Source organism: Microbacterium sp. MEJ108Y (genome assembly GCF_000834175.1).
GTDB classification, from domain to species: Bacteria; Actinomycetota; Actinomycetes; order Actinomycetales; family Microbacteriaceae; genus Microbacterium; species Microbacterium forte.
The window spans coordinates 74,777-98,085 of the sequence record NZ_JXQX01000012.1; the positions used below are offsets into that span (position 1 = coordinate 74,777).

The 23,309-nt window shown below is 69.0% G+C and carries 22 protein-coding genes; 16 read left to right on the forward strand and 6 right to left on the reverse strand.

Annotation, left to right across the window (positions count from 1 at the left end):
* Positions 1-63 precede the first annotated feature (63 nt).
* From RU09_RS07245 to ccsB, 4 genes are read left to right on the forward strand one after another with little or no spacing between them, the layout of a single operon-like run.
* Complete coding sequence (locus RU09_RS07245) at positions 64-717, forward strand: TlpA family protein disulfide reductase (protein ID WP_079112317.1); 654 nt, start codon at positions 64-66, stop codon at positions 715-717.
* Between the two features lie 16 nt (positions 718-733).
* Positions 734-1,510, forward strand: coding sequence for a cytochrome c biogenesis CcdA family protein (locus RU09_RS07250; protein WP_042539019.1), 777 nt, complete (start codon positions 734-736; stop codon positions 1,508-1,510).
* A gap of 28 nt (positions 1,511-1,538) precedes the next feature.
* Complete coding sequence (resB, locus tag RU09_RS07255) at positions 1,539-3,323, forward strand: cytochrome c biogenesis protein ResB (protein ID WP_042539021.1); 1,785 nt, start codon at positions 1,539-1,541, stop codon at positions 3,321-3,323.
* Positions 3,324-3,327: 4 nt separating this feature from the next.
* Positions 3,328-4,305: a c-type cytochrome biogenesis protein CcsB gene (gene ccsB, locus RU09_RS07260; protein ID WP_042539023.1), complete on the forward strand. Its 978-nt coding sequence runs from the start codon at positions 3,328-3,330 to the stop codon at positions 4,303-4,305.
* Positions 4,306-4,320: 15 nt separating this feature from the next.
* Here ccsB and RU09_RS07265 read toward each other — a convergent pair whose 3' ends face one another.
* The 3 genes from RU09_RS07265 to RU09_RS07275 all read right to left on the reverse strand — a co-directional run bounded on the left by RU09_RS07265 (position 4,321) and on the right by RU09_RS07275 (position 9,843).
* The gene (locus RU09_RS07265; RefSeq protein WP_231567486.1) at positions 4,321-4,917 is read right to left on the reverse strand and encodes a 2'-5' RNA ligase family protein; all 597 of its coding nucleotides are present in this window, start codon (positions 4,915-4,917) and stop codon (positions 4,321-4,323) included.
* A 163-nt stretch (positions 4,918-5,080) separates the two neighbouring features.
* On the reverse strand, positions 5,081-7,045 hold the full coding sequence (locus RU09_RS07270; RefSeq protein ID WP_042539025.1) for a YhgE/Pip domain-containing protein: 1,965 nt from the start codon (positions 7,043-7,045) through the stop codon (positions 5,081-5,083).
* Entirely contained in the window at positions 7,042-9,843 is a 2,802-nt protein-coding gene (locus RU09_RS07275) for an MMPL family transporter (protein WP_042539027.1), read from the reverse strand. The genes RU09_RS07270 and RU09_RS07275 overlap by 4 nt, the downstream gene beginning before the upstream one ends.
* Before the next feature lie 121 nt (positions 9,844-9,964).
* On the opposite strand from RU09_RS07275, the gene RU09_RS07280 reads away from it, so the two are divergent.
* Entirely contained in the window at positions 9,965-10,588 is a 624-nt protein-coding gene (locus tag RU09_RS07280; RefSeq protein WP_042539029.1) for a TetR/AcrR family transcriptional regulator, read from the forward strand.
* Between the two features lie 9 nt (positions 10,589-10,597).
* Here the strand turns inward: RU09_RS07280 and RU09_RS07285 are convergent, their stop codons facing one another.
* Together RU09_RS07285 and RU09_RS07290 are read right to left on the reverse strand one after the other, a co-directional pair.
* The gene (locus RU09_RS07285; RefSeq protein WP_042539031.1) at positions 10,598-11,575 is read right to left on the reverse strand and encodes an o-succinylbenzoate synthase; all 978 of its coding nucleotides are present in this window, start codon (positions 11,573-11,575) and stop codon (positions 10,598-10,600) included.
* A gap of 58 nt (positions 11,576-11,633) precedes the next feature.
* Positions 11,634-12,653, reverse strand: a complete 1,020-nt coding sequence (locus RU09_RS07290; RefSeq protein WP_042539033.1) for a GNAT family N-acetyltransferase — start codon at positions 12,651-12,653, stop codon at positions 11,634-11,636.
* Positions 12,654-12,766: 113 nt separating this feature from the next.
* Between RU09_RS07290 and RU09_RS07295 the strand changes: the two genes are divergently transcribed.
* The 11 genes from RU09_RS07295 to RU09_RS07345 all read left to right on the forward strand — a co-directional run bounded on the left by RU09_RS07295 (position 12,767) and on the right by RU09_RS07345 (position 22,670).
* Positions 12,767-13,099, forward strand: a complete 333-nt coding sequence (locus RU09_RS07295) for a PadR family transcriptional regulator (protein WP_042539035.1) — start codon at positions 12,767-12,769, stop codon at positions 13,097-13,099.
* Position 13,100: 1 nt separating this feature from the next.
* Positions 13,101-14,060 (forward strand): permease prefix domain 1-containing protein, encoded by a 960-nt coding sequence (locus tag RU09_RS07300; RefSeq protein ID WP_042539037.1) that lies wholly within the window; start codon positions 13,101-13,103, stop codon positions 14,058-14,060.
* A gap of 79 nt (positions 14,061-14,139) precedes the next feature.
* On the forward strand, positions 14,140-15,051 hold the full coding sequence (locus RU09_RS07305) for a 1,4-dihydroxy-2-naphthoyl-CoA synthase (RefSeq protein ID WP_042539039.1): 912 nt from the start codon (positions 14,140-14,142) through the stop codon (positions 15,049-15,051).
* Between the two features lie 16 nt (positions 15,052-15,067).
* Entirely contained in the window at positions 15,068-16,225 is a 1,158-nt protein-coding gene (locus RU09_RS07310) for an AMP-binding protein (protein ID WP_042539041.1), read from the forward strand.
* A 42-nt stretch (positions 16,226-16,267) separates the two neighbouring features.
* The gene (locus RU09_RS07315) at positions 16,268-17,059 is read left to right on the forward strand and encodes a class I SAM-dependent methyltransferase (RefSeq protein ID WP_042539043.1); all 792 of its coding nucleotides are present in this window, start codon (positions 16,268-16,270) and stop codon (positions 17,057-17,059) included.
* A gap of 80 nt (positions 17,060-17,139) precedes the next feature.
* Entirely contained in the window at positions 17,140-18,315 is a 1,176-nt protein-coding gene (locus RU09_RS07320) for a sensor histidine kinase (RefSeq protein WP_042539045.1), read from the forward strand.
* Positions 18,312-18,947, forward strand: a complete 636-nt coding sequence (locus RU09_RS07325; protein ID WP_042539046.1) for a response regulator — start codon at positions 18,312-18,314, stop codon at positions 18,945-18,947. The genes RU09_RS07320 and RU09_RS07325 overlap by 4 nt, the downstream gene beginning before the upstream one ends.
* A gap of 94 nt (positions 18,948-19,041) precedes the next feature.
* Positions 19,042-19,803 (forward strand): ABC transporter ATP-binding protein, encoded by a 762-nt coding sequence (locus RU09_RS07330; RefSeq protein ID WP_042539048.1) that lies wholly within the window; start codon positions 19,042-19,044, stop codon positions 19,801-19,803.
* Positions 19,800-21,272 carry an ABC transporter permease gene (locus RU09_RS07335; protein ID WP_042539050.1) on the forward strand — a complete coding sequence of 491 codons (1,473 nt, stop codon included), beginning with the start codon at positions 19,800-19,802 and terminating at the stop codon, positions 21,270-21,272. The genes RU09_RS07330 and RU09_RS07335 overlap by 4 nt, the downstream gene beginning before the upstream one ends.
* Positions 21,273-21,354: 82 nt before the next feature.
* Positions 21,355-22,011, forward strand: coding sequence for a 2-phosphosulfolactate phosphatase (locus RU09_RS07340; RefSeq protein ID WP_042539052.1), 657 nt, complete (start codon positions 21,355-21,357; stop codon positions 22,009-22,011).
* 137 nt (positions 22,012-22,148) lie between these two features.
* On the forward strand, positions 22,149-22,670 hold the full coding sequence (locus tag RU09_RS07345) for a DUF3054 domain-containing protein (RefSeq protein WP_082041061.1): 522 nt from the start codon (positions 22,149-22,151) through the stop codon (positions 22,668-22,670).
* A 98-nt stretch (positions 22,671-22,768) separates the two neighbouring features.
* Here RU09_RS07345 and RU09_RS07350 read toward each other — a convergent pair whose 3' ends face one another.
* Positions 22,769-23,257, reverse strand: a complete 489-nt coding sequence (locus RU09_RS07350; RefSeq protein ID WP_042539053.1) for a SprT-like domain-containing protein — start codon at positions 23,255-23,257, stop codon at positions 22,769-22,771.
* Between the last annotated feature and the right edge of the window lie 52 nt (positions 23,258-23,309).

Below are 23,309 nucleotides of genomic sequence, written 5' to 3' on the forward strand. Positions count from 1 at the left end.
AGTGGGCTTCCACGGCCGGGGCGTCCGGCCCATGCATAGGAACCCCCGCGTAAACTGGGAATCGTGCCACTCGCCTCGACGGTTCTTCCGATCCGCAGCGGCCGCCCCTCCCGCATCCGGCCTTCTCGCCGTGCGGTCGGTGCCGCGCTCGCCGCGGTACTAGCCATCGGTCTGAGCGCCTGCGCTCCCGATCCCGTGAACGACTCGTTCCTGAGCGGAGACAATCCCGGCTACGTCGCGGCCGACGGGGCGATCGTCGAGATCCCGGTCGCCGAGCGCGGCGAACCCGTCGTCGAATTCGGCGGCGTGACCGAGAACGGCGACGACTTCAGCAGCTCCGAGCTCGCGGGCAAGGTGACGGTCGTGAACTTCTGGTACGCGGGCTGCGCACCGTGTCGGGTCGAGGCAGAAGACCTCGAGAGCGTGTGGCAGGAGCACGGCGGAGACGACGTGGCCTTCCTGGGCATCAACACCCGCGATCAGGCCGACACCGCCAAGGCGTTCTCGGCGGAGTTCGGCGTGACCTACCCGAGCCTCATCGATGTCGACACCGCCGAGGCGAAGCTCGCCTTCGCGTCGTCGGTGCCGATCCAGGCGACGCCGACCACTCTGGTGCTCGACAAGCAGGGCCGGGTCGCCGCCCGCATCATCGGGCCGATCGACGGCACCTCGATCCTCTCGACGCTCGTCAAGGACGCGCTCGCGGAGGACTCATGAGTCTTGCGGAAGCGGCATGAACCCCGGGACGATCATCGACTCAGGCGCACTGTGGCTCGCGATCCCGGTAGCGATGCTCGCTGGGCTCATCTCCTTCCTCTCACCGTGCGTGCTTCCGCTGGTGCCGGGCTACCTCGGGTTTCTCGGGGGAGCGGTCACCCCTCGACGAGAGCGGTCGGAGAACGGCAGCGGCGTCGCGACGGTCGAAGCTCCTGCTCGCGGCCGACTCGTGTTCGGTGTGCTGCTGTTCATCCTGGGCTTCAGTCTCGTGTTCGTCGCGCTGACAGCGCTCGGCGGGCTCGCCAACGTCTTCCTGCTGCAGTGGGGTGAGCTGATCACCCGCATCCTCGGCGGCGTGATCATCCTGATGGGACTCGTGTTCCTCGGTCTCTTCGGCTTCGCCCAGCGCGAGCTGCGCTTCCACGTCGACTCCAAGGCCGGCCTGATCGGCGCACCGCTGCTGGGAATCGCGCTCGGAATCGGCTGGGCTCCGTGCATGGGGCCGACGCTCGCCGCGATCTTCGCCCTCTCGTTCAACCAGGGCGACCCGGTGCGTGCCGGCATGCTCGGCCTGGCGTACTCGCTCGGCCTGGGCCTGCCGTTCCTCCTGGTCGCGCTCGGGTTCGGGTGGGCCACCAAGACGATCGGGTTCCTCCGTCGCCACATCCGCGTCGTGAACGTCATCGGCGGCGTGCTGCTGATCGTGCTCGGCCTGCTGATGCTGACCGGCCTCTGGACCGACATCATGTCTCGGCTGACGGTGGTGATCGGCAGTGTCCCCCTCCCGTTCTGATGAGAACACGACGCATCGGAAGGATGACGTGAGCAGCACAACCGAGAGGTCCAGCGATCCGCTGCGCCCGTCAGACCACGTCGACGGCGAGGAGTCGATCACCCAGCCACGCCTCGGGTTCGTGGGCTGGCTGCGCTGGGGCTGGCGTCAGCTGACCTCGATGCGCACCGCGCTGATCCTGCTGCTCGTCCTCGCGATCGCGGCGATCCCCGGCTCGATCTTCCCCCAGCGGATGGCCGACCCCAACGGCGTCACCCAGTGGGAGCGCGACAATCCCGATCTCTTCCCCGTGCTCGACGGGCTGAAGATGTTCGACGTCTACCTGTCGCCGTGGTTCTCGGCCATCTACCTGCTGCTGTTCGCCTCCCTCGTCGGCTGCGTCATCCCGCGCATCCGTCACCACGCCAAGGCGCTGCAGGCGCGGCCCCCTCGCACGCCCGCACGTCTGAAGCGACTCGCCGACTTCCGTGCCGTCGAGCGCACGTCGACAGACGCGCCAGCCGACGCTGCGGCGACGATCGACATCGCGACGAAGCAGCTCAAAGCGCTCGGATACCGCGTCGAGCGCTACGACTCGGGCCGCACCGCGTCGGTCTCGGCCGAGCGCGGCTACTGGCGCGAGTCGGGCAACCTGCTCTTCCACCTCGCCCTCGTCGGCGTGCTGATCACCGTGGGTGTCGGGGGAGGGTTCGCCTACACCGGCCAGCGCGTGCTGGTCGAGGGCGAGACGTTCGCGAACACGCTGCTCGACTACGACTCGATGAACCGCGGCCGCTTCGTCGGCGACGGGGCGCTCGCGCCGTACTCGATGCGCCTCGACAGCTTCGACGTCACCTACCAGCCCTTCGGCGAGCCCGGCTCGGGTCAGGCCGGCGACTTCTCGGCCAACGTCACGGTGCAGGAGAACGGCGAGGAGCGCACCGGCTCGGTCAAGGTCAACGAGCCTCTCGGCGTCGCCGACGACAACGTCTTCCTGCTCGGCAACGGCTACGCGCCGACGATCACCGTGCGCGACCCCGACGGGGAGGTCGTGTTCACGAACAGCACGCCCTTCCTGCCCCAGGACAACAACATGACGTCGCTCGGCGTCATCAAGATCCCCGACGGTCTCAGCGAGCAGGTCGGCCTCGTCGGCTTCTTCTACCCGACCACGGGTGTGCTCGACACGGGCGCGTTCTTCTCCGGCTTCGGGGACCTCACCAACCCGACGCTCACCCTCGACGTCTACACCGGCGACCTGGGCATCAACGAGGGCATCCCCCGCTCGGTCTACGTGCTCGACACCACCGGCATGACCAAGGTCACCGGACGGACGACAGACCTCGAATCGATCGAGCTCACGCCCGGACAGACGGCCGACCTGCCGAACGGCATGGGGACCGTGACCTTCGAGGACGAATCGCCGGCGGGGGCCACCGACGCCTCGCAGTCGGTCAAGCGCTTCGCCTCGCTGCAGATCCACCGCGACGCGTCGGGTCCGTGGGTGCTCGGCTTCGCACTTCTCGCGCTGGGCGGACTCATGCTCGCCCTGTTCATCCCTCGGCGTCGAGTGTGGGTCAAGGCGACGGGGCAGGACGGCATCGTCTCTCTCGAGTACGCCGGTCTCGCGCGCGGCGAGGATCCGACTCTCGCCACGGCTGTCGACGACCTCGTGGCCGGTCACGCGCGTCTGATGGACGCCGCGGGAGTGACGACTGCGGTCGAGGCGCCGAGCCCGACCGCCGACGACTCCGACCAGGCCGCGACGGCGTCCGAGGCCGTCCGCGACGGTGACCCCGAGCATCCTGCATCCGACACCCCGAAAGTAGACTGACACCATGTTCGATCTCGAAGTGATCTCGCCGATCCTGCTCTGGACGGCGATCGCGGTCTATGCGGCGGCCTTCGTGGCCTTCGCCTTCGACCTCGCCCGCCGGTCGCAGCTGTCGGCCGATGCGGCGAGCGTGCGGGAGTTCGAATTGGTCGGTGCCGGCGCGGGTTCGCGCGGCGCCAAGAGTGCTTCGGCATCCGGCTCGGATGTCGCCCCGCAGCGCTTCGTGATGGCTCGCATCGGCACCTCGCTCACCGTGCTCGCGTTCATCTTCCACCTCGCAGCCACGGTGACGCGCGGTCTCGCGGCCGGGCGAGTGCCGTGGGCCAACCTCTACGAGTTCGCGATGATGGGCACGCTGCTGATCGTCGCGGTGTTCCTCGTGGTGCTGACGCGCATCGATCTGCGCTTCCTCGGCACGTTCATCACCGGTCTCGTCGTCGTGCTGCTGGGTCTCTCGGCCACGAACTTCTACGTCGATGTCTCGCCTCTGATGGACCCGCTCAAGAGCGTGTGGCTGGTGATCCACGTCTTCGTGGCCTCCCTCGGCACCGCGTTCTTCGCCCTGGCCTTCGCTCTGTCGGTGATCCAGCTGATGCAGTCCCGCCGGGAGCGTCTCATCTCCGAGGGTGCCGAGAAGACCGGCCCCGGCTTCCTGCGCACCTTCCCCGGGTCGGAGCGCCTCGAGAGCATGGCCTACCGCTTCACGATCATCGGCTTCATCCTCTGGACGTTCACGCTCATCGCCGGTTCGATCTGGGCCTACTACGCCTGGAGCCGCTTCTGGGGCTTCGATGTCAAGGAGACGTGGACCTTCGTGATCTGGGTGCTCTATGCGGGGTACATCCACGCGCGCGCGACGCGCGGCTGGCGTGGCAACCCCTCGGCCTGGCTGGCGATCGTCGGCTTCTCGGCCGTGCTCTTCAACTTCACGATCGTCAACGTGTTCTTCAAGGGTCTGCACGCCTACTCGGGCCTCAGCTGAGCGCCCGAGCGGTTCTCATCTGAACGAACGCAGTCCGAACGGGATGACTTCGGAGTGTTCGGCGCCGTCTTCGTACCAGACGAGCTCGGCCTCGCTGATGGTCTCGGCGGGGCGTGAGCTGAGCGAGCGACGGGACTTGTGCGACAGCTCCGTCCATGCCGCGGGGGCGAGCGTCTTCGCGTAGATCACCGACAGGTGGAACGTCCAGTCCTCCGTGCTGCGCTCGTCGAGTCGACGCAAGTCGGTGCCCTCGAGAGCTTCGCTGAGGTTCGCGTAGGCCGACACGAGCGAGGGGGTTCGTCTCAGGCGCAGGATGACGACCTGCCACGGAGCCGGGAACACGTCGACGGCCTCGGCGACGACCTCGATCGGGCGCTGCGCCACGGCCCATTCGCGGATCAGGGCGAGCAGCTCCTCCCGACGCTTTGGCTCGTGGAATGCGCGAAGCGTGACGTGCTCGGTGTGCGGGTGCGGAGCATCCATTCGGCCGAGTGCCGACCTCTGCTCGGCCCGGTAGACGTCCGACACCGCTCTCGTCGGGCGCAGCACGAGATACTGCTGCCCCTCGAGTGACTCGAGCTGGGCGGGAGAGGTCATGAACGGGCGACGCATCTTCTGATCGTACGTGCGTCGGGGAGTATGCGAATACCGCCTCTGCCCGGGCGAGCGCGGCGTCGGAGCTGTATGACGATGCGCCGTGCATCGAGTGCCATGCACGGCGCATCGTCGGATGTGATGTGAAGGTGTGCCAGGGCTGCGTGCCCGGAGAGGACGCTCAGGCGGTCGCCATGGCCGCCTTGACAGACGTCGTGCGACGCAGGGCGACCGCGATGGTGGTCACGACGAGCGACAGCACACCCCACACGATGAGGCCGGCGGCTGCGCCTCCGTTCGCGGTGATCAGCCCGGCGAACGCGGGGGCGGTCGGCAGAGACGCACCGAGATCCGCCAGCCAGCCGGGCACCGTCGAGATCAGTCCCGTCGCGATCGCGAGCACCCCGACGAGAGCGCTGATCCAGCGACCGATGCCGCCGAAGACTGCGACGAGCGCCTGGTTGACCGCGGCGAAGACGATTCCCGCCAGCACCGCGATTCCGGCGAACGCCCACCAGGTGGCGGCGTCGTAGCTCGCGACGATCTGCACGATCAGTGAGACCAGCAGGCCCTGAGCGGCGCCGATGGCGGCCGCCGGGGCGAAAGCGCGCAGCGCGAGCCCGGCAGAGGAGCGCCGCGACGTGAGCGTGCGTGCGGTGTGGGCCCGCATCACGAGGAACGAGGCGAGAGCGCCGAACCACAGCACCACGGCCGCGAGCAGCGGGATCGCCGTCGGCCCGAAGATCGTTGCACCGTCGGCTCCCTTCGACGCCACAGGGTCGGCGATCACCGAGGCCAGGGAGGTCGACTCCGAGTCGCTGAACGACGGGAGGGAGTCGGATGCGGTGCGCAGGCCTCCGGCGAGATCGCCCGTTCCGGTGGCGAGGGTGTCGAGGCCGGTCGCGAGGTCGGCGGCTCCGGTCGCGAGCTCGGTCGTCCCGTCGGACAGCTGAACGGCTCCCGTGGACAGTGCACGTGCGCCGGCGGCGGACTCGTCGAGGCCCTGAGACGCCAGCTGGTTCAAGCCGTCCGCGAGAGTCGTCGCGCCGGCGCCGGCCTCACCGAGCTGGGTCGCGAGGGTGGTGAACGCGCCGGGCAGGGTCGCGATCTGCGGTTCGACCGCCGTGAGATATCCCGACGCGGTTCCCGCGGACTTCGCCGCTGCTCCCGCGTTCGCCGCTTCGGTCGCGAGCTGCGCGCACAGCTCTCCCGAGACATCGGGGTCGCAGCTCGCAGCCATCGTGCCGAGTGTCTGCGCGAGGGTTGCTGTCTTCGTCGCCGCGTCCGTCGCCGCATCGGTTCCGGTCGTGATCGCCCCCACGAGCGCGGGCATCTGCCCTGCCTGGTTCTGAAGCTCCGCGGCACCTGCGGTCAGCCCCGTGCCGATCTGGCTCGCTCCCCCCGCAGCCTCGCGGGTCTTCGCAGCGAGCGTGTCGAGCCCTGACGCGAGCGAGGACGCACCGTTTCCGAGCTCGGCGGCGCCCGAGGCGAGCTGCGTCGCGCCGTCGGGGATCGCGGCCGCGCCCGTCGCCGCATCCCGTGCGCCGGTGGCGAGCTCGGCCGCGCCGTCGGCGGCTTCTCCGATCTGATCGCCGATCGTGGTGAAGCCGACGAGGATGTTCTCGGTCGTCGCCTCCGACAGCAGCGTGCCCATGCTCGAGGCGGCCGCATCCGCGATCTGACCGGTGATGAGATCGTCGGCCACGAGCCCGTCGTCCGGTGTGGTGACCCGGATGGTGGCCTGCTCGGCATCGCCTCCGCCGTCCGAGATCGCCTGCCCTGCAGAGGTGGCGGCGGCTGAGAACTCCTCGGGGATCGTGATCACAGCCTGATATGACCCGTCGGCGAGCCCGTCGGCCGCGTCATCCTCGTTCGAGATCACCCAGGTGAGGTTGGAGTCGAGCTCGTCGGATCCTTCGACGAGCCCTGATGCGAGCTGCCGACCCAGCGGCGTCAGCTGTCCGTCGATCTCCACCGGCTCGTCGAGGTTGACGATCGCGGCGGTCATCGAGTCGAGGCGCTCGGTCGGGTTCTGGAGTGCCGCGACCAGGATGCCGCCGACGGCTGCGGGCAGCAGCAGGATGCCGAGGATCGTCAGCCACGTGATGGGCTTGCGCGAGCGGGCGCGTTCGATGGGGAGGGTCATGCGTTCACCTCGGTCGATTCGGTGGTGCCGTCGGCGGTGCGGGGCACCGAGGACTCGGGTCGTGTCTGTGCTGAGGGCGCGTCGACGTCGATCACGTCGGCGGGAGAGCGGCCGGCGTCTGCGAGGATCTCGAGGCCGATCTTCGGGTCGAGCGCGGTGAGCAGGATCGCTGTCGTACTGCGAGAGTCGCGCAGTCGCGCCGCCAGCTGATCGCGTTCGGGGCGCGAGAGTCGGTCTGCTCCGTCGATCACCACGAGTGCAGGGCGTCCGCGCAGCGCCTCGGAGAGGTCGGCCGACAGGCGGGCGGCATCGGCGGTCATGACCGCTCCGACATGTGCGCGCACCCACGCCGCTCGACCCGGCAGCAGATGGCCGGCGACCCGGAGGCGTCCGTCATCGGGCGTCGCGCGGCCGGCGATCGTCAGAGCCAGCGCGCGCAGCGCACCGGCGGAGGAGCCCGTGAGCACCGCTGATCCGCCGGGAGCGAGGCGCAGGTGGAGGCGGTCGATGCCGGCATCCGTCACCGAGAGATCGTCGGCGGCCACGACCGAGTCGTCTCCCGGCCAACCGGCCAGGTGGCGCTCGCGTTCGACCGCTTCCCCCTCGATGTCGACGCGGGGGAGGACCTTCTCCAGCCACGCCGGGATCTCCCACGCCCGCTCGCCGAGGATGGCCATGAGAGCGGGGATCAGCGTCATCCGCACCAGGAACGCGTCGATCGCGATGCCGGCTGCGAGGCCCAGCGCGATGGGCTTGAGCGACGAGTCACCCTCGGGGACGAACGCGACGAACACCGCGAACATGATGAGTCCTGCCGCGGTGACGACCTTCGCAGACCCCGTGAAGCCGCTGCGCACGGCGCGCAGCGCGGCGGCGCGACGGACGGCTCGGTCAGGACTCTTCGCGTCGGGGTCGTGCACGAAGTCCTCGCGCATGCGCGACACCAGGAAGACCTGATAGTCCATGGCGAGTCCGAACAGCACGCCCATCAGGATGATCGGCATGAAGCTGATGATCGGGCCCACCTTCGCGACGTGCAGGGCGTCGGCGAACCAGCCCCATTCGAACACCGCGCCGACGATGCCGAACGCGGCCACGATCGACAGCAGGTATCCGGCTGCGGCGGTGATCGGCACCCAGAGCGAGCGGAACACGATCGTGAGCAGGATCAGCGAGAGGCCGATCACGAAGATGCCGAAGGGCAGCAGCGCGTTGCCGAGCTGGTCGGAGATGTCGATGCCGACCGCGGTGAATCCGGTCACCTTGAGGTCGATGCCGAACTCGTCGAGCCACTCGTCGTGGTGCGACCGCAGCTCGCGCACGAGGTCAGCCGTGGCAGGGTCGTCGGGCGCCGTCTCGGGGATGATCTGCACGATGCCGGTGTCGGCCGTCTCGTTCGGCGTCGAGAGGGCGACCTCCTTGACGCCGTCGATCTTCGCGACCTCGTCGCCGAGGTCCTCCATCAGCGTGAGCGGATCCGTCGATGTGACGATCGTGCCCGTGAGGATCATCGGCCCGTTGAAGCCGGGGCCGAACTCCTCGGCCACGAGGTCGTAGCTCTGACGCGCCTCGGAGTCCTTCGGCAGCACGCCGGCGTTGGGCAGTGCGAGGTTCAGGCTCAGGGCCGGCACCGCGATGATGCCGAGGCCGATCACGACCGCGAGTGAGACGAGTATCGGGCGGGTGGTGACGCCGGTCACCCAGCGCTCGCTGAATCGCACATGCGGAACCGGAGCGGGCTTGCCCTTCTTCGCCTTCGGAGCCTTGCGCGGCCGACCCGCCACCCTGCCCTTCATGAAGCCCAGCAGCGCAGGGGTGAGCGTCACCGCGATCGCGACGGCGACCGCGACGGCGGCGGACGCCGCGATGCCCATGGTCGTCAGGAACGGGATGCCGGCGAAGCCGAGTCCGATCAGGGCGATCAGCACGGTCACGCCCGCGAACACCACGGCGGAGCCGGCCGTGCCGACGGCGCGGGCGGTGGATTCCTCGGGGTCGACCCCCTCGCGCACCTGATCCTGGTGCCTGGCCATGATGAACAGCGCGTAGTCGATGCCGACCGCGAGCCCGAGCATGAGGGCGAGGAGAGGAGTGGTCGACGAGACCGTGGCGAATGCGGTCGCCGCGAAGATGCCGGCCATCGAGATGCCCACGCCGAGCACAGCCGTGAGCAGCGGGAGCCCTGCGACGACGAACGAACGGAAGGTCACGATCAGCACGAGCAACGCGATGAGCAGTCCCACGGCCTCGGTCAGTGTGACACCGGGGATGGAGGTGGCGAACAGTTCGCCACCGAGAGAGGTCTGCGATCCGTCCGGAAGCTCGTCGGCGAGCTCGGCCACGACGGCTCGCAGGTCGTCCTGTGTCTCGTCCGAGACATCGCTCGCCTGGCCGTCGAACTGCAGGCGGATGATGCCGGCGGTCTCGTCGTCGTTGACCATGCCGCTGACCATCTCGTCGAACGGGGAGGTGGCCGAGAGCACGGAATCGTCGAGATCGGCGAGCTGGTCGACGGCATCGTCGATGTCGTTCCGATACGTGTCATCCGTGATCGAGTCGCCGTCCGCGGCGACCACGATGATCTGCGCGCTGGTTCCGCTGACTGCGGGGAAAGAGCGGTTGAGCTGCTCGAGACCCGCCTGCGACTCGGTTCCGGGAATCGAGAAGGAGTTGTCCGTGCCGGCCCCGAGAACGAGGGCGCCGGCGCCGGCGATGCCGAGTGCGAGGAGCCAGGAGACGAGGACGCGCCACGGGTGCCGGTAAGACCAGCGGCCGAGCGAGGACAGGAGTGTGGACACGAGGCTCCTCAGGGAATGCGGGCCGGATACACAGGTGTATCCAATACATAGATGTATCGTAAGGTGATCCGAGCCCCGGAGTCTGTGTGCGGGGTGTGAGAATGAGAGGCAGGAGGATTCGATGACGACACCCGCCACGCGAAGCCGAGAGAACACGCGCGCCAGGCTTCTGGATGCCGCCGCGCAGGTCTTCGCCGAGGTCGGACTCGACGGCGCCTCCGTCGAAGCGGTCTGCGATCGCGCCGGTTTCACGCGTGGAGCGTTCTACTCGAACTTCGAGTCGAAGGACGAGCTGTTCCTGATGCTCGCCGGCAGCGTCGGCGAGCAGCGCGTCAACGGGGTGCGTGCCCGCGTCGAGGAGATCGCTGCTGAGGGCGGCCTCTCAGAGGGGTGCGACCCGGTCGAGCTCGTCCAGCGCATCATGGATGCGGGAGGCGACGACCGGCTCGGTGTGATGCTGATGAGTGAGATCCGCATCCGCGCGCTGCGCGATCATCAGTTTGGCTCGGCCTACCTCGTGCAGGAGCGCGAGATGGTCTCGAGCATCGCGGTGATCATCACGGACATCGTCTCGGTGAGCTCACTCGAGCTGAAGGTTCCGGCCGAGGAGGCCGCGCGCATGCTGATGATCCTCTGGGAGGGCATGACCGTTCGCGGTGCTATGGCGGGCCAGGACTCCGATCAGCTGCGGCACTCTGGCAGCGAGGAGCTGGGCAGGCTCGTGCAGCTGCTGCTCGCGGAGTGACGTCGCTGCTCAGCGCGCGGCGAGCACCTCGTAGCAGCGGCTGAGGCGATCGAGCCACCAGTCGCGACGATCGTCGTCTGCGGCGAGTCGAGCAACTGCCGCGGCGTCCGGCGTCACGCGTCCAGCGGGGATCGAGCCGTCGACCGGGCGCAGGTCGGCGACGTCGTCGAGGAACAGGGATGCGGTGCCGAGCCCGCAGTCGTAGTCGAGCGTCGGCAGCGCGGCGGCGAGCGCCGCACCCTGCGAGAGTCCGATCGCGGTGTCGAGTGCACTCGAGACGACCACGGGGAGGCCGGCGGCGGTGACGATCTGCAGCGCGTGAGTGATGCCTCCGAGGGGTTGCGCCTTGATCACGAGCAGGTCGGCGGCCTTCTCCCGAGCGACCGCGAGCGGGTCGGACGACTTGCGGATGCTCTCGTCTGCCGCGACCGGGATACCCATGTACTTCACGCGCGTGCGCAGCTCGGCGAGTTCGGGCACCGTGGCGCAGGGCTGCTCGACGTACTCGAGGTCGAACTCGTTGAGCGCGTGCACCGCATGCTCGGCCTCGTCGACGTTCCAGGCTCCGTTGGCATCCACACGGATGCGTCCCTCCGGTCCCATCGCCTCGCGCACGGCTCGCACGCGAGCGACGTCGTCCGCCAGTGTCTGGCCGGGCTCTGCTACCTTGACCTTCGCCGTGCGGCACCCGGCGAACCTGGCCAGCACGTCGGCGACCCGTGACGCCTCGATGCCGGGGATCGTGGCGTTCACGCCGATGCGCTCGCGCAGGGGTGCCGGTTGCGGTCGCCACGCGAAGTCGATCGCGGCCGCGAGCCAGGTCGCCGCTTCGGCATCGTCGTACTCGAGGAACGGAGAGAACTCGGCCCATCCCTCCGGGCCCTCGAAGAGCAGCGCCTCGCGAGTGTCGACCCCGCGGAAGCGGGTGTGCATCGGAAGAGAGACGACCCTGGCCGAGCCGAGCAGATCTGCGAGCGGTGGGAGCATGTGCTCATTCTGCTCTGTCGGAGCTGTCTCCGGGATCCGCCGTGCCGACGGATGCTCCTCAGTTCAGGCGCTTCTGCAGTTCGCCCAGTCGTTCGCTCGGGCGGAAGCCGAGCAGCGTGTTCACGGCGAGCATGTGCGCGTTCGATTCCGCGTTGTAGGTGTAGACGGCGCGTGCCTGAGGGGCCTCGCGGTGCAGCATCCGCAGGTTGGCGACCTTGACCGCGATGCCGAGCCGGTGGCCTCGGTCGGCGGCGCGCACGAGGGTTCCCCACTGATACGCGTTGCCGTCGTCGGTCGACACGACGAGCTGCGAATAGGCGGCGGCGTCGCCGTCCGGGGAGAGGGCGATCGTGCCGAACGAGATGCGGCCCTGAAGAGCGAGCAGCTCCTCGCTCTCGCGGATGCTGTCGACGTCGGGCTTCTGCGGTTCGATGTCGAGCTCGCCGGTCGGCGCCTCGGTCTCGAGCGTGGCGTCGAGGATGGTCCAGGGCTCCACGACGTCGTCGGGGATGCGGCCGACCCAGCTGCGGATCTCGTACTGCGAGATGGTCGAGGCGATGTCGTTCTCGATCCGGTCGAGCAGTGAGGGGTCGACCGGAAGGGGCAGTCTGCTCTGCACGTCGCCGAGAGCGAGGGTGTAGCCGTGCCGCCTCGCGAACTCGCGGCCGGGGGAGCCGGCCCCCTCCGATCCGAGCTCGTAGGGCCACGACGCCGAACCCTGCGCGGTCGTGCGGTCGGATGTCACGGCTTCGCGCTCGAGGTGGGTGAGTGCCTCCGTGCCGATGCCGCGTCGTCGGTGGCGGGGCGGCACGCTGATCGCGAGGTGCGCGACGTGCGTGTTGTCCTTGAGCGGCAGCCCGAGGCTCGCGGATCCGACGATGTCTGCGCCGTCACGGAGCAGATATGCGCGCCGATCGACGACGGCCGATTGCTGCTGCAGCTCGCTGCGGCACTCTGCCCGAGACCAGACGACGGCGTCCGCGCCACGGTCGGCTCGTTCGGCTGCGGCGTAGCACCCCCACCATGCATCCACCGCGTCGTCGTCGAAGGGATCGACGCGGGAGATCTCGATCGTCATGCACCCACGGTAGTTGCTCGATCGGGAAGGCTGACGGCTCGGATGGAAGCTCGTGGCGCGTCACACCTATGTGTGATTGACAATAGTGTGTGACGCACAGTAATGTGACCGACATGAACGAGACCCTCGACACGCATCTGCAGGAACTGCGCCGCGGCACCGTGGTGCTGGCCTGCCTGCAGCTGCTGCGCACTGCGGGGTACGGCTACGGACTGCTCGAAGACCTGGAGCGCCGCGGCTTCGCCACCGATGCGAACACGCTGTACCCGCTGCTTCGCAGGCTCGAGAAGCAGGAGTACCTCACGAGCGAGTGGAACACCGACGAGGCGCGACCTCGCAAGTTCTACCGCACATCGGACGCCGGCATCCGGCTCGCCGACACCCTGACCGAAGAATGGCGATCGCTCACCGCGGCGATCGCGACCCTCACAGTCGAGGAGCACTGACATGACCACGACAGCCACGCTCACCGAGCGCTACATCAGCGCCACGATCCGCAGCCTCACGCCCGAGGTGCAGGACGACGTCCGGGCAGAGCTCGAAGCGTCGATCGCCGATGCGATCGACGCGAAACTCGAACAGGGGGAGACCCCTGCAGCCGCCGAGCGCGCCGTCCTCTCCGAGCTCGGCGACCCCGGGATCCTCGCGGCGGGCTACGCCGACCGTCCACTGCATCTGATCGGGCCGAAGTACTACCTCGTCTGGGGGCGGCTGCTCAAGCTGCTGCTGTGGATCGTCCCGGCGTGCGTCTTCGGAGGAGTGGTCCTCGGGCAGCTGCTCGACGGTGCTCCGACCGGCGAGATCATCGGCACCGCAGTCGTCGCGACACTCGGCTCGGTCGTGCACATCGGATTCTGGGTGACGCTGGTCTTCGTGATCCTGGAGCGCGCCGGCACGGACACCGGCGTGAAGTGGAGCGTCGACCAGCTCCCCGAGCCGACGCAGAACGGCGCGGGGCGGGCCGATGCGATCGCATCGATCATCTTCCTGCTGCTCGGCGTGGGCGCGGTGTTCTGGGACGCACTCCTCGGCTTCTTCCCGACCGGCGGTGATCCGATCGCGATCCTCGACCCGGGGCTCTGGCCGTGGGGCATCACGTTCTTCTTCGTGCTGTTCGCCGCAGAGGCGCTGCTGGCGGTCGTGGTCTACGCGAAGCGACGGTGGACGGTCGGTGCTGCGGTGGTCAACACACTGCTCGCCGCGGTCTTCGCCGCCTGGTCGATCACGCTGCTGCTGCAGGGAGCACTGATCAACCCCGAGTTCCTGAGCTTCGTCTTCACCGACAACGGGGTGACCGATGAGACCATGCGGATCCTCACAGTGATCACGGGCTTCTGCCTGATTGCCTTCCCGATCTGGGACATCGTGGACGGATGGATCAAGACGGCTCGCGCCCGCCGACCCTGACCGCAGATCCCAGACGGCGTCGCCTCTTCGGGGCGGCGCCGTCTGCGTCTGCAACCCCGGCGGGAATAGGCTGGATGCTGTGACCAGCACATTCGTCTCAGACCTGTTCGACCCGGACGAATGGGTGCTCGCGCCCGGTGCCGAGGACTACACCGACATCACCGCCCACGTCAGCACGGACGGCGGAGTCGCCCGTATCGCGTTCAACCGCCCAGAGGTGCGCAACGCCTTCCGCCCGCACACCGTCGACGAGCTCTACCGCGCGCTCGATGACGCACGGCAGAACCCCCGCATCGGCGCGGTGCTGCTGACGGGCAACGGTCCGAGTCCGAAGGACGGCGGCTGGGCGTTCTGCTCCGGCGGCGATCAGCGCATCCGAGGCCGCGACGGCTACAAGTACTCCGACGACGAGACGACCGTGCACGACCCCGCGCGTGCCGGTCGCCTGCACATCCTCGAGGTCCAGCGCCTCATCCGCTTCATGCCCAAGGTCGTCATCGCGGTGGTCCCCGGGTGGGCGGCGGGCGGCGGGCACTCGCTGCACGTGGTCTGCGACCTCACGATCGCCTCGGCGGAGGAGGCGCGGTTCAAACAGACCGATGCCGACGTCGGAAGCTTCGATGCGGGCTACGGCTCGGCGTACATGGCTCGGCAGACCGGGCAGAAGTTCGCCCGAGAGGTGTTCTTCCTCGCCGAGGAGTACTCGGCGCAGCGGGCGTACGAGGCAGGAGCCGTCAACCGGGTCGTTCCGCACGCCGAGCTCGAGCGCGAGGCGCTGAAGATGGCGCGCACCGTGCTCACCAAGTCGCCCACGGCGATCCGCATGCTGAAGTTCGCATTCAACGCGGTGGACGACGGGCTCGTCGGTCAGCAGGTGTTCGCGGGCGAGGCCACGCGTCTCGCCTACGGCACCGACGAAGCGGTCGAGGGCCGCGACTCCTTCCTCGAGAAGCGCGACGCCGACTGGTCGTCGTTCCCCTGGCATTACTGAGCGGATCGAGACGCACATGGTCGCGCTGACGCCGACGGACGCCGAGGACCCGGCCGAGCTGCGCGACGCCCTGGCGCGGGCGCTCGACGGCGGGCCGGCGCTCGGCTTCGGGATGCTCGGTGACGCGCCGCGATCGGTGCCGGACGGCACGGCCGTGGTGATCGCGACCTCCGGCTCCAGCGGCGTCCCCAAGCGTGTGGCATTGAGCGGCGAGGCGCTGCGGGCGAGCGTCGAGGCCACAGCGGCGAGGGTCGGCGGCGGACGCTGGCTGCTCGCGCTTCCGGCCGGTTATGTGGCGGGGCTGCAGGTTCTGGTGAGGTCTCTGATCGCCGGCACGCACCCGGTCGCGCTCGGCGGTCGGTTCTCACCCGAGTCCTTCGCCGATGCGACGCTGTCGATGCTCCGTCCGTCGAGAGGCTCCGCAGCGATCCCCGAGCTGTACACGTCTCTCGTGCCCGCGCAGCTGTCGACACTGCTCGACGCCGCCGACGACCGACCTGTGCGGGCCGCGCTGCAGGCCTACCGCGCGATCCTCGTCGGGGGGCAGTCCCTGCCCGAGCCGCTGCGGGAGCGGGCCGCCGATCTCGGCGTCCGGCTCGTCCGCACGTACGGTTCCACCGAGACCTGCGGCGGATGCGTGTACGACGGCGTTCCCCTCGATACGGTCGCGGTGCGCACGGTGGACGGGGAGCTGCGCATCGCCGGTCCGATGCTCGCCGACGGGTACCTCGGCGACGGGGAGCTGACCGCGAAGAACTTCTCGCGCGACGAGCATGGCATCCGCTGGTACCACACCGGCGATCTCGGACTCTTCGACGATGGAGTGGTGCGGGTGCACGGTCGCGCGGACAACGTGATCGTGTCCGGCGGGATCAACATCTCCCTCGACCGCGTCGAACGGCTGGTCCGCAGCGTTCCAGGACTCACGGGCGCCGTGGTCGTCGGCGTGCCGGATGAACGATGGGGCGAGGCCTCGGTGATCGTCGCGCCGCGCGGCGAGGTGTTGCGGCGCAGCGAGGCCGAGCAGCTCTCGCACGCGCGGGATCTCGTGGCGGAGGAGCTCGGCAAGCATGCGCGTCCCGTGCGGCTGATCATGGTCGACGAGCTCGCCGTGCTGGCCTCGGGCAAGCCGGATCGCGAGTCGATCAGACGGGCCGTCCTCGAACTGCACTGACGATCGATTCGGTCGGACGAGGGGTTCTTGCCAGACTGAGGCATGGCCACCTACACGCACGGGCATCACGAGACCGTCCTCCGGTCCCACAGCAGCCGCGACATCTCCAACTCCGCGGAGTACCTCCGTCCGTACCTGACCGAGACCACCGCGCTTCTCGACGTCGGAGCGGGGCCCGGCAGCATCACGGTCGACTTCGCCGGCGTCGTCGCCCACGTGACGGCGACCGAGATCGATGAGAGCGCGCTCTCACTCTCACGCGATCTCGCGTCGAGCAGAGGTCTGCACAACCTCGACTTCGCGGTCGAAGACGTGCATGCGCTGAGCTTCGCCGACGACGCCTTCGACGTCGTGCACGCGCACCAGGTGCTCCAGCACGTCGGCGATCCCGTGCAGGCGCTGCGCGAGATGCGCCGGGTCGCGGCACCCGGCGGTGTCGTGGCGGCACGCGACGCCGACTATGCGGGCTTCATCTGGTTCCCCATGCTCCCGGAGCTCGACCACTGGCTCGACCTGTATCGCCGCGCCGCACGAGCAAACGGCGGCGAGCCCGATGCAGGGCGTCGCCTCCTCGCCTGGGCGCGGGCGGCCGGCTTCGACGACATCACGGTGACGACCTCCAACTGGACGTACGCGAACCCGGAGGATCGAGCCCGGTGGGGCGGAATGTGGGCAGACCGCATCCTCGAGTCGGCGCTCGCGCGGCAGCTGGTCGACAGTGAGATGGCGACGTCGAGCGACCTGCAGGCGATCAGCGACGGGTGGAAGCGCTGGGCCGCCGACGGCGACGGGTGGTACCTCGTGCCGCACGGCGAGATCATCGCCCGCGCCTGACGCGCTCCGCGGATGCATCTGCGAGTGGATACATCTGCAGGCGGATGCGAGGCGGACGCCGTGCCGCGTAGCGTGGGGGAGTGATCCGCCCGCTCTCCCGTACGGCGCTCGTGCTCGACATCGTCGGGGCGACGCTGCTCTTCAGCATCCTCACTCCTTTCTCTGTCGTGTTCTACGGTCCGGGGACGATCGGCCAGGGGATCGACGGTGCTGCGGTCGCGGCGATCGTGATCGCGGGCATCCTGATGTTCGGCGGCGTCGCGATCGGCAGGCTCGCTCCCGGGCTCGCTCTCGCTGCGGCCTGGGCAGGGGCGATCGTGCAGATGCTCTCCGGATTCGGGCCGCTGCCGATCGACGTCGCCATCCTCCTCGTGCTCTATGCGACGGCTGCGTGGGGATCGCGGGTCGTGCTGTGGTGGGGATTCGGCTCGGCACTGTTCGGCGCCTTCGTGTCAGCGGTCTACCTGGTGGTCGTCACCGGCGTGACCTCCGGAACCAGCGGCTGGGATCAGCTGACCACCGGCACGCTGCTCCTCGTCGTCTCGGTGCTCGCTCTCGGCTTCGCGTGGGTCTGCGGCCTGCTGTGGCGTGTCATCCTCCGCGCCCGACGCACACGGTCCGCCCAGCTGGAGGCGGAGTCGCTCGCGGCTGAGGAGCAGGAGCGAGTGCGAATCGCCCGAGACATGCACGACATCGTCGCGCACTCGCTTGCCGTGGTGATCGCCCAGGCAGACGGGGCAAGGTACGCGGCGGTCACGAAGCCCGAGATGGCCACCGAGGCGTTGGGAACGATCGCGCAGACCGCTCGCAGCGCCCTGAGTGATGTGCGTCTGCTGCTCACCCAGCTGCGCCACCGACAGGGCGACGGCCCGCAGCCGACGCTCGCAGATCTCGAAGCGCTGTTCGCGCAGGTGCGACAGGCAGGCGTCGAGCCTCGCATCACCGTCGACCCGATGCCTCCCGGCGAGCCGCCGGGGGCGATCCAGCTCGCGGTGTACCGGATCCTGCAAGAGGCGCTCACCAATGCCATCCGACACGGCGACGGGGCGGTCGATGTGCATCTCGCCTGGCTTCCTGATCGCGTCGACATCGAGGTGCGCAACATCGTGGGCAGCGAGCAGCCGCAGATCGGCGTCGGCCACGGAGTGATCGGCATGCGCGAACGGGCTCAGCTCGTCGGCGGTAGCCTTCAGGCGGAGCGTCAGGGCGCACAGTTCGTCGTCGCCGCCTCGCTCCCGATCGGAGAAGTCGCATGATCAAGGTCGTCCTCGTCGATGATCAGGCGCTGTTCCGCGCCGGAGTCCGCATGCTGCTCGCCTCGCAGCCCGACCTCGACGTCGTCGGAGAAGCGGGAGACGGCCGCGAGGGAGTCGCTCTCGTGCGCGCGACTCGACCCGACGTGGTGCTGATGGACATCAGGATGCCTGTCATGGACGGTCTCGCCGCGACCGCCGAGATCCTCGCTCAGCCAGACCCGCCGCGCATCGTCATGCTGACCACCTTCGACCTCGATGAGGCGGCCGCGCGCGCCATCCGTCAGGGGGCGAGCGGATTCCTGCTCAAGGACGCCGACCCCGAGTTCCTCCTCGCCGCGATCCGCACCGTGCACTCGGGGTCGAGCGTCATCGCCGCGTCCGCGACCCGTGAGCTGTTCGAGCACTTCGCCGAGGAGCCGAAGCCGGTGCCCGCGCAGTTCTCCGCGCTCACCGATCGCGAGCGGGAGATCTTCGCGCTCGCGGCCAGGGGTCTGTCGAACTCTGAGATCGCCGCTCGCGAGTACCTCAGCGAGGCGACCGTGAAGACCCATATCAGCCGCATCCTGACGAAGCTCACCCTGCGGGACCGCGTGCAGCTCGTGGTCTTCGCCTTCGAGCACGGGCTCGCCTGACCGGACGAGCGCCCGCGGGATCATCCTTGCGATGTAGACGGATGCGTCGTCAGGGCGACGCGGCGAGGCACCAGCCGTCCGTAGCGTCGAAGGTATGGAGATCACGACCACCGACCTCGGGCTCGCAGCCCGCGTCCAGCACCTCACGAAGACCTACGGATCCGGCGAGGGCACCGTCCACGCGCTCGACGACGTCAGCGTCGGCATCCGCCGCGGGCAGTTCACCGCCATCATGGGTCCGTCCGGTTCGGGAAAGTCCACGCTGATGCACATCATGGCCGGCCTCGACACCCCGACGCAGGGGAGGAGCTGGATCGGCGACACCGAGATCACCGAGCTCGGAGACCTCGACCTGACGATCCTTCGCCGGCGCCGAGTGGGGTTCATCTTCCAGGCGTTCAACCTCGTGCCGACGCTCACCGCCCTCGGCAACATCATGCTGCCGTTCGAGCTCGACGGACGCCGGCCGAGCGCGATCGAGAAGGCGCGCATCGACGGTCTGATCGAGACGCTCGGGCTCGGATCGCGGCTGCAGCACCGACCGCATCAGCTGTCGGGCGGTCAGCAGCAGCGGGTCGCGATCGCCCGCGCTCTCGCCACCGCGCCCGACCTCGTCTTCGCGGATGAGCCGACCGGCAACCTCGACTCGAAGACCGGACGCGAGGTCCTGCAGCTGCTCGCGACCGCGAGCCGCGAGCACGGGCAGTCGATCGCGATGGTCACGCACGACGCGATCGCGGCGAGCTACGCCGACCGCGTGCTGTTCCTCGGCGACGGACGGATCGTCGCCGATCACCCGCGTCAGAGCGCTGAGCAGATCTCGGCCTACATGCTCGCCGCCGAGGTCGCGGCATGAGCGCCGTCATCGACTCTCCGGTCCGCACTGTCGTCGCTCAGACGTCTGCGACGGGTCCGCGCCTGGCATGGCTGCGCGACCGTGGCATGGGAGCCAGCATCCTGGTCGCGACGCTCTCGGCCGCCTTCGGTGTGGTGCTGGTCGAGACCACGGCCTATCTCGGAGCGGTGCTGCAGGCCGACCCGTTCATCGGCGACAGCGAGACGCTCGCGTTCGTGGTCGGGCTGCTCTCGGTGCTCCTCACGGGTGTCGCGATGTACGTCGCGGCGATCGTCACCGCCAACACGTTCTCGACGATCATCGCGGGGCGCACTCGTCAGATCGCGCTGATGCGCCTCATCGGCGCGACTGCGCGCTCGCAGCGGGCGCAGGTCGGCAGACAGGGCTTCGTGGTCGGCGTCATCGGCGCGGCACTGGGTCTGCTCTCGGGCCTCGCGATCGCAGCTGTCGGGGTGCAGATCGGCTCCGGACTGATCGAGAACGTGCCGACGGGGTTCTCCCTCGCACAGCCGTTCATCGCCCTGCCCGTGATCGGCGTCGCCCTGACCACCTGGGCTGCGGCCTGGGCAGGATCCAGACGCGTGCTCGCCGTCACACCGCTGCAGGCGATCGGCGGATCGGTCGAGCGCAGCCACGAAGAGATTTCCCGCCCCGGGCGTCACATCGGTGCGTGGGTGCTGCTGGGCGCCGGCAGCGTCCTGCTGGCGGCGGGGGTCGTCGTGGGACTCGCGCATCCCCTCGGAGTGGTCGTCGCCTTCTTCGGTGGACTGCTGTCCTTCACGGGGCTCGCGCTCGGATCGGTGCTGTTCATGCCGCCCGTGCTGCGTCTGGTGGGGCGGATGTTCGGCTCGAGTGCCACCGCACGGCTCGCGGCTGAGAACGCCCTGCGCTATCCGGAGCGCTCCTCACGCATGGCGATCGGCGTGGTGATGGGGGTCACGCTCGTCACGATGTTCGCGGTCGCTCTCGAATCGGTCAAGCAGATGCTGATCGGTCAGGTCGACGGCGAGACGCCCGCCGAGTTCTTCACCCCGTTCGACGCCTTCGCGTCGGTGATGATGGTGCTCGTCGCCGTGTCGGCGGTGATCGCCGCGGTCGGCCTGGTCAATCTCCTGACGATCGGCGTCGTGCAGCGTCGCCGCGAACTCGGTCTCCTTCGCTCGATCGGACTGTCCAACGGTCAGGTGCGCCGCATGGTGCTGCTGGAGGCCGCGCACATCACGGTGGCCGCCACGGTGACCGGGTTGATCCTCGGCATCGCCTACGGGTGGATCGCGGCGCAGGCGCTGCTCGGATCGGTGCCGACCCTGCCCGACTTCGAGCCCGCCGGGCTCGTCGCACCTCACGTGCCGTGGCTGCCCGTCGTCATCATCGTCGCGGCGACCGCCGTGCTGACCCTGGTCGCTGCTGCGACGCCGACCCGTCTCGCCACGCGGGTGGCGCCGGTCGACGCGCTCGCTGCAGACTGACGGCAGCCGTGCGCCAGCACGCTCTGTGACCGAATCGGTCATCGGAGCGTTCTGGCGTATCCGGTCGCTCTAGGCTGGACGGATGCCGTCTCCGTTCGACCAGTCCACGTATCAGGTGCGCCTCGACTGGGGCGTCGAAGGGCTCGATCGCCTCGCTCCGGCCGACGTCGTCGTGGTCGTCGACGTGCTCCGCTTCTCCTCCACGGTGGCGGATGCGGTCGCCGCGGGGTGCACGGTCTCGCTCGACGACGCACGTGGGTGGTCTCGTAATGGCGCCGCGGTCGCCACCCGTGGCGGCGATGCCGTGGTGCTGATCGGAAGCCTCCGCAACGCCTCGGCGGTGGCGCGAGCGATCGCCACGCTGCAGGATCGCAATCAGGCGCGCACATCGGTGAGCGTGATCGCGGCGGGCGAGGCCGACGCCGACGGTGCAGTGCGGTTCGCAGTCGAAGACCACCTGGGTGCCGGCGCGATCATCGCTGCACTGACCGATCTGGGCATCGACCACACCGCGCCCGACGCGGCCGTCGCAGCCGAGGGGTTCCGAGCGTTGAAGAGGGCGCTGCGCCATATGGTCAGCGCCAGCGGATCGGCTCGCGAACTCGCAGAAGGGGTCGCCGCGAGCGATCGGATGCGGGCTTCCGGCGTGGTCCCGACGACGACGTCGAGCGCTGCCGAGCTCGATGCGATCGATGCCGTGCCCGTGCTGCGCGATGGGGTCTTCGTCGCCTTCGACTGACCGGTTCGTTCCGGCTCGCGACGACGAGATCGCCGGAAGCCCGCGAATGTGTGCTCGCCGGCGTCGCTTCGCGGTGCGGTCGGCAACAGGCCGCGCACTCGGCACGGGTTTCGCCTCGTGCGACGTAGGGTCGTGGCATGAGGTTCGTCCCCGCATTCATCGTCGATGCCGTCCTGGTGCTCGTCTTCGCCGTGATTGGCCGTGCCTCGCACGGCGAGAGCCCCGGAGGGTTCCTGATCACCGCCTGGCCCTTCATCGTCGCTCTGCTGGTGGGGCACGTCGTGGCGGCTCTGCTGCCGGCCCGGCCGCGTCGTCCGTGGTCGCTCGGATGGGGCGCCGTCGTCTGGCTCGTCACGGTCGCGGGGGGACCCCTGCTGCGGGTCGCAACGGGAGACACCGCTCAGATCGCGTTCATCATCGTCGCGACACTCGTGCTCGGAGTCTTCCTCCTCGGCTGGCGCGCCGCGGCGGCGCTCCTCCGCCGGCGCGCCGGGCGCACGAGCGACAGCGGTGCGTCACCCGAACACTCCGACGACGCGGATCCGGTCGATGGAGTCGTGCACGACGAGATCGCCGAACACGAGGTTCAGGTCGAGGACGGGCCACAGGCAGAGTCAGCGCGCGGGGCCGATCCCGAGACGGGAACTCAACCGCGCTGACGGCATCGGTCTTGCGCGATGTGAGGGATGCGGTGTCGATCTCGCACTCGCATCGGTCCTGCCCGACGTGATTCCGACCTCGCAGCGTGTCGACGCTGTCAGCGTGACATCTGGGCGGCGAGCTTCGTGTCGGCCGAGATCTCGCGACGTGTCCAGTCGAAGAGATAACGGGCGTCGTACGAGCGCGAGCACCGCGCGCACGACGTGGCGCGTGACGGGCGCCGGTGCCGGTACGTGACATGACCCGCGGGGCATCTGCCCACCCACGGCGCGAGCTCGACCGCGGTCTCGCCGTGATGGGTCGTTCCGCCGACATAACCCAGGTCGCGGGCCACGCGCTTCCAGGTCGCGCCGTGCGCCGCCTCATGACCGGCGAGCGCATGCGCCACCTCGTGCAGCAGCACCTGGTGGATCTCGTCGTCTTCGAACCGGGCTGCCAGATATCGCGACACGGTGATGCGTTTCTTCGTGTAGTCGCACTGCCCCGCCCGGCGCTTGGCGTGGTCGAAACCGAACGACCAGCTGTCGTCGAGGTGCATCGTGATCAGTGCTTCGCCCCACACGCGCACCCGGTCAAGTTCCGCCATGCGATCAGGCTAAGCCATACCGCCGACATCGCCGCGTCGGACCGCTCAGCGC

Bases quoted from the DNA above. Each gene is read 5' to 3' on its own strand.
- RU09_RS07250 (WP_042539019.1), top strand. From the start codon at position 734: ATGAACCCCGGGACGATCATCGACTCAGGCGCACTGTGGCTCGCGATC.
- ccsB (WP_042539023.1), top strand. From the start codon at position 3,328: ATGTTCGATCTCGAAGTGATCTCGCCGATCCTGCTCTGGACGGCGATC.
- RU09_RS07265 (WP_231567486.1), bottom strand. From the start codon at position 4,917: ATGCGTCGCCCGTTCATGACCTCTCCCGCCCAGCTCGAGTCACTCGAG.
- RU09_RS07270 (WP_042539025.1), bottom strand. From the start codon at position 7,045: ATGACCCTCCCCATCGAACGCGCCCGCTCGCGCAAGCCCATCACGTGG.
- RU09_RS07280 (WP_042539029.1), top strand. From the start codon at position 9,965: ATGACGACACCCGCCACGCGAAGCCGAGAGAACACGCGCGCCAGGCTT.
- RU09_RS07285 (WP_042539031.1), bottom strand. From the start codon at position 11,575: ATGCTCCCACCGCTCGCAGATCTGCTCGGCTCGGCCAGGGTCGTCTCT.
- RU09_RS07290 (WP_042539033.1), bottom strand. From the start codon at position 12,653: ATGACGATCGAGATCTCCCGCGTCGATCCCTTCGACGACGACGCGGTG.
- RU09_RS07295 (WP_042539035.1), top strand. From the start codon at position 12,767: ATGAACGAGACCCTCGACACGCATCTGCAGGAACTGCGCCGCGGCACC.
- RU09_RS07300 (WP_042539037.1), top strand. From the start codon at position 13,101: ATGACCACGACAGCCACGCTCACCGAGCGCTACATCAGCGCCACGATC.
- RU09_RS07310 (WP_042539041.1), top strand. From the start codon at position 15,068: ATGGTCGCGCTGACGCCGACGGACGCCGAGGACCCGGCCGAGCTGCGC.
- RU09_RS07315 (WP_042539043.1), top strand. From the start codon at position 16,268: ATGGCCACCTACACGCACGGGCATCACGAGACCGTCCTCCGGTCCCAC.
- RU09_RS07325 (WP_042539046.1), top strand. From the start codon at position 18,312: ATGATCAAGGTCGTCCTCGTCGATGATCAGGCGCTGTTCCGCGCCGGA.
- RU09_RS07330 (WP_042539048.1), top strand. From the start codon at position 19,042: ATGGAGATCACGACCACCGACCTCGGGCTCGCAGCCCGCGTCCAGCAC.
- RU09_RS07335 (WP_042539050.1), top strand. From the start codon at position 19,800: ATGAGCGCCGTCATCGACTCTCCGGTCCGCACTGTCGTCGCTCAGACG.
- RU09_RS07340 (WP_042539052.1), top strand. From the start codon at position 21,355: ATGCCGTCTCCGTTCGACCAGTCCACGTATCAGGTGCGCCTCGACTGG.
- RU09_RS07345 (WP_082041061.1), top strand. From the start codon at position 22,149: ATGAGGTTCGTCCCCGCATTCATCGTCGATGCCGTCCTGGTGCTCGTC.
- RU09_RS07350 (WP_042539053.1), bottom strand. From the start codon at position 23,257: ATGGCGGAACTTGACCGGGTGCGCGTGTGGGGCGAAGCACTGATCACG.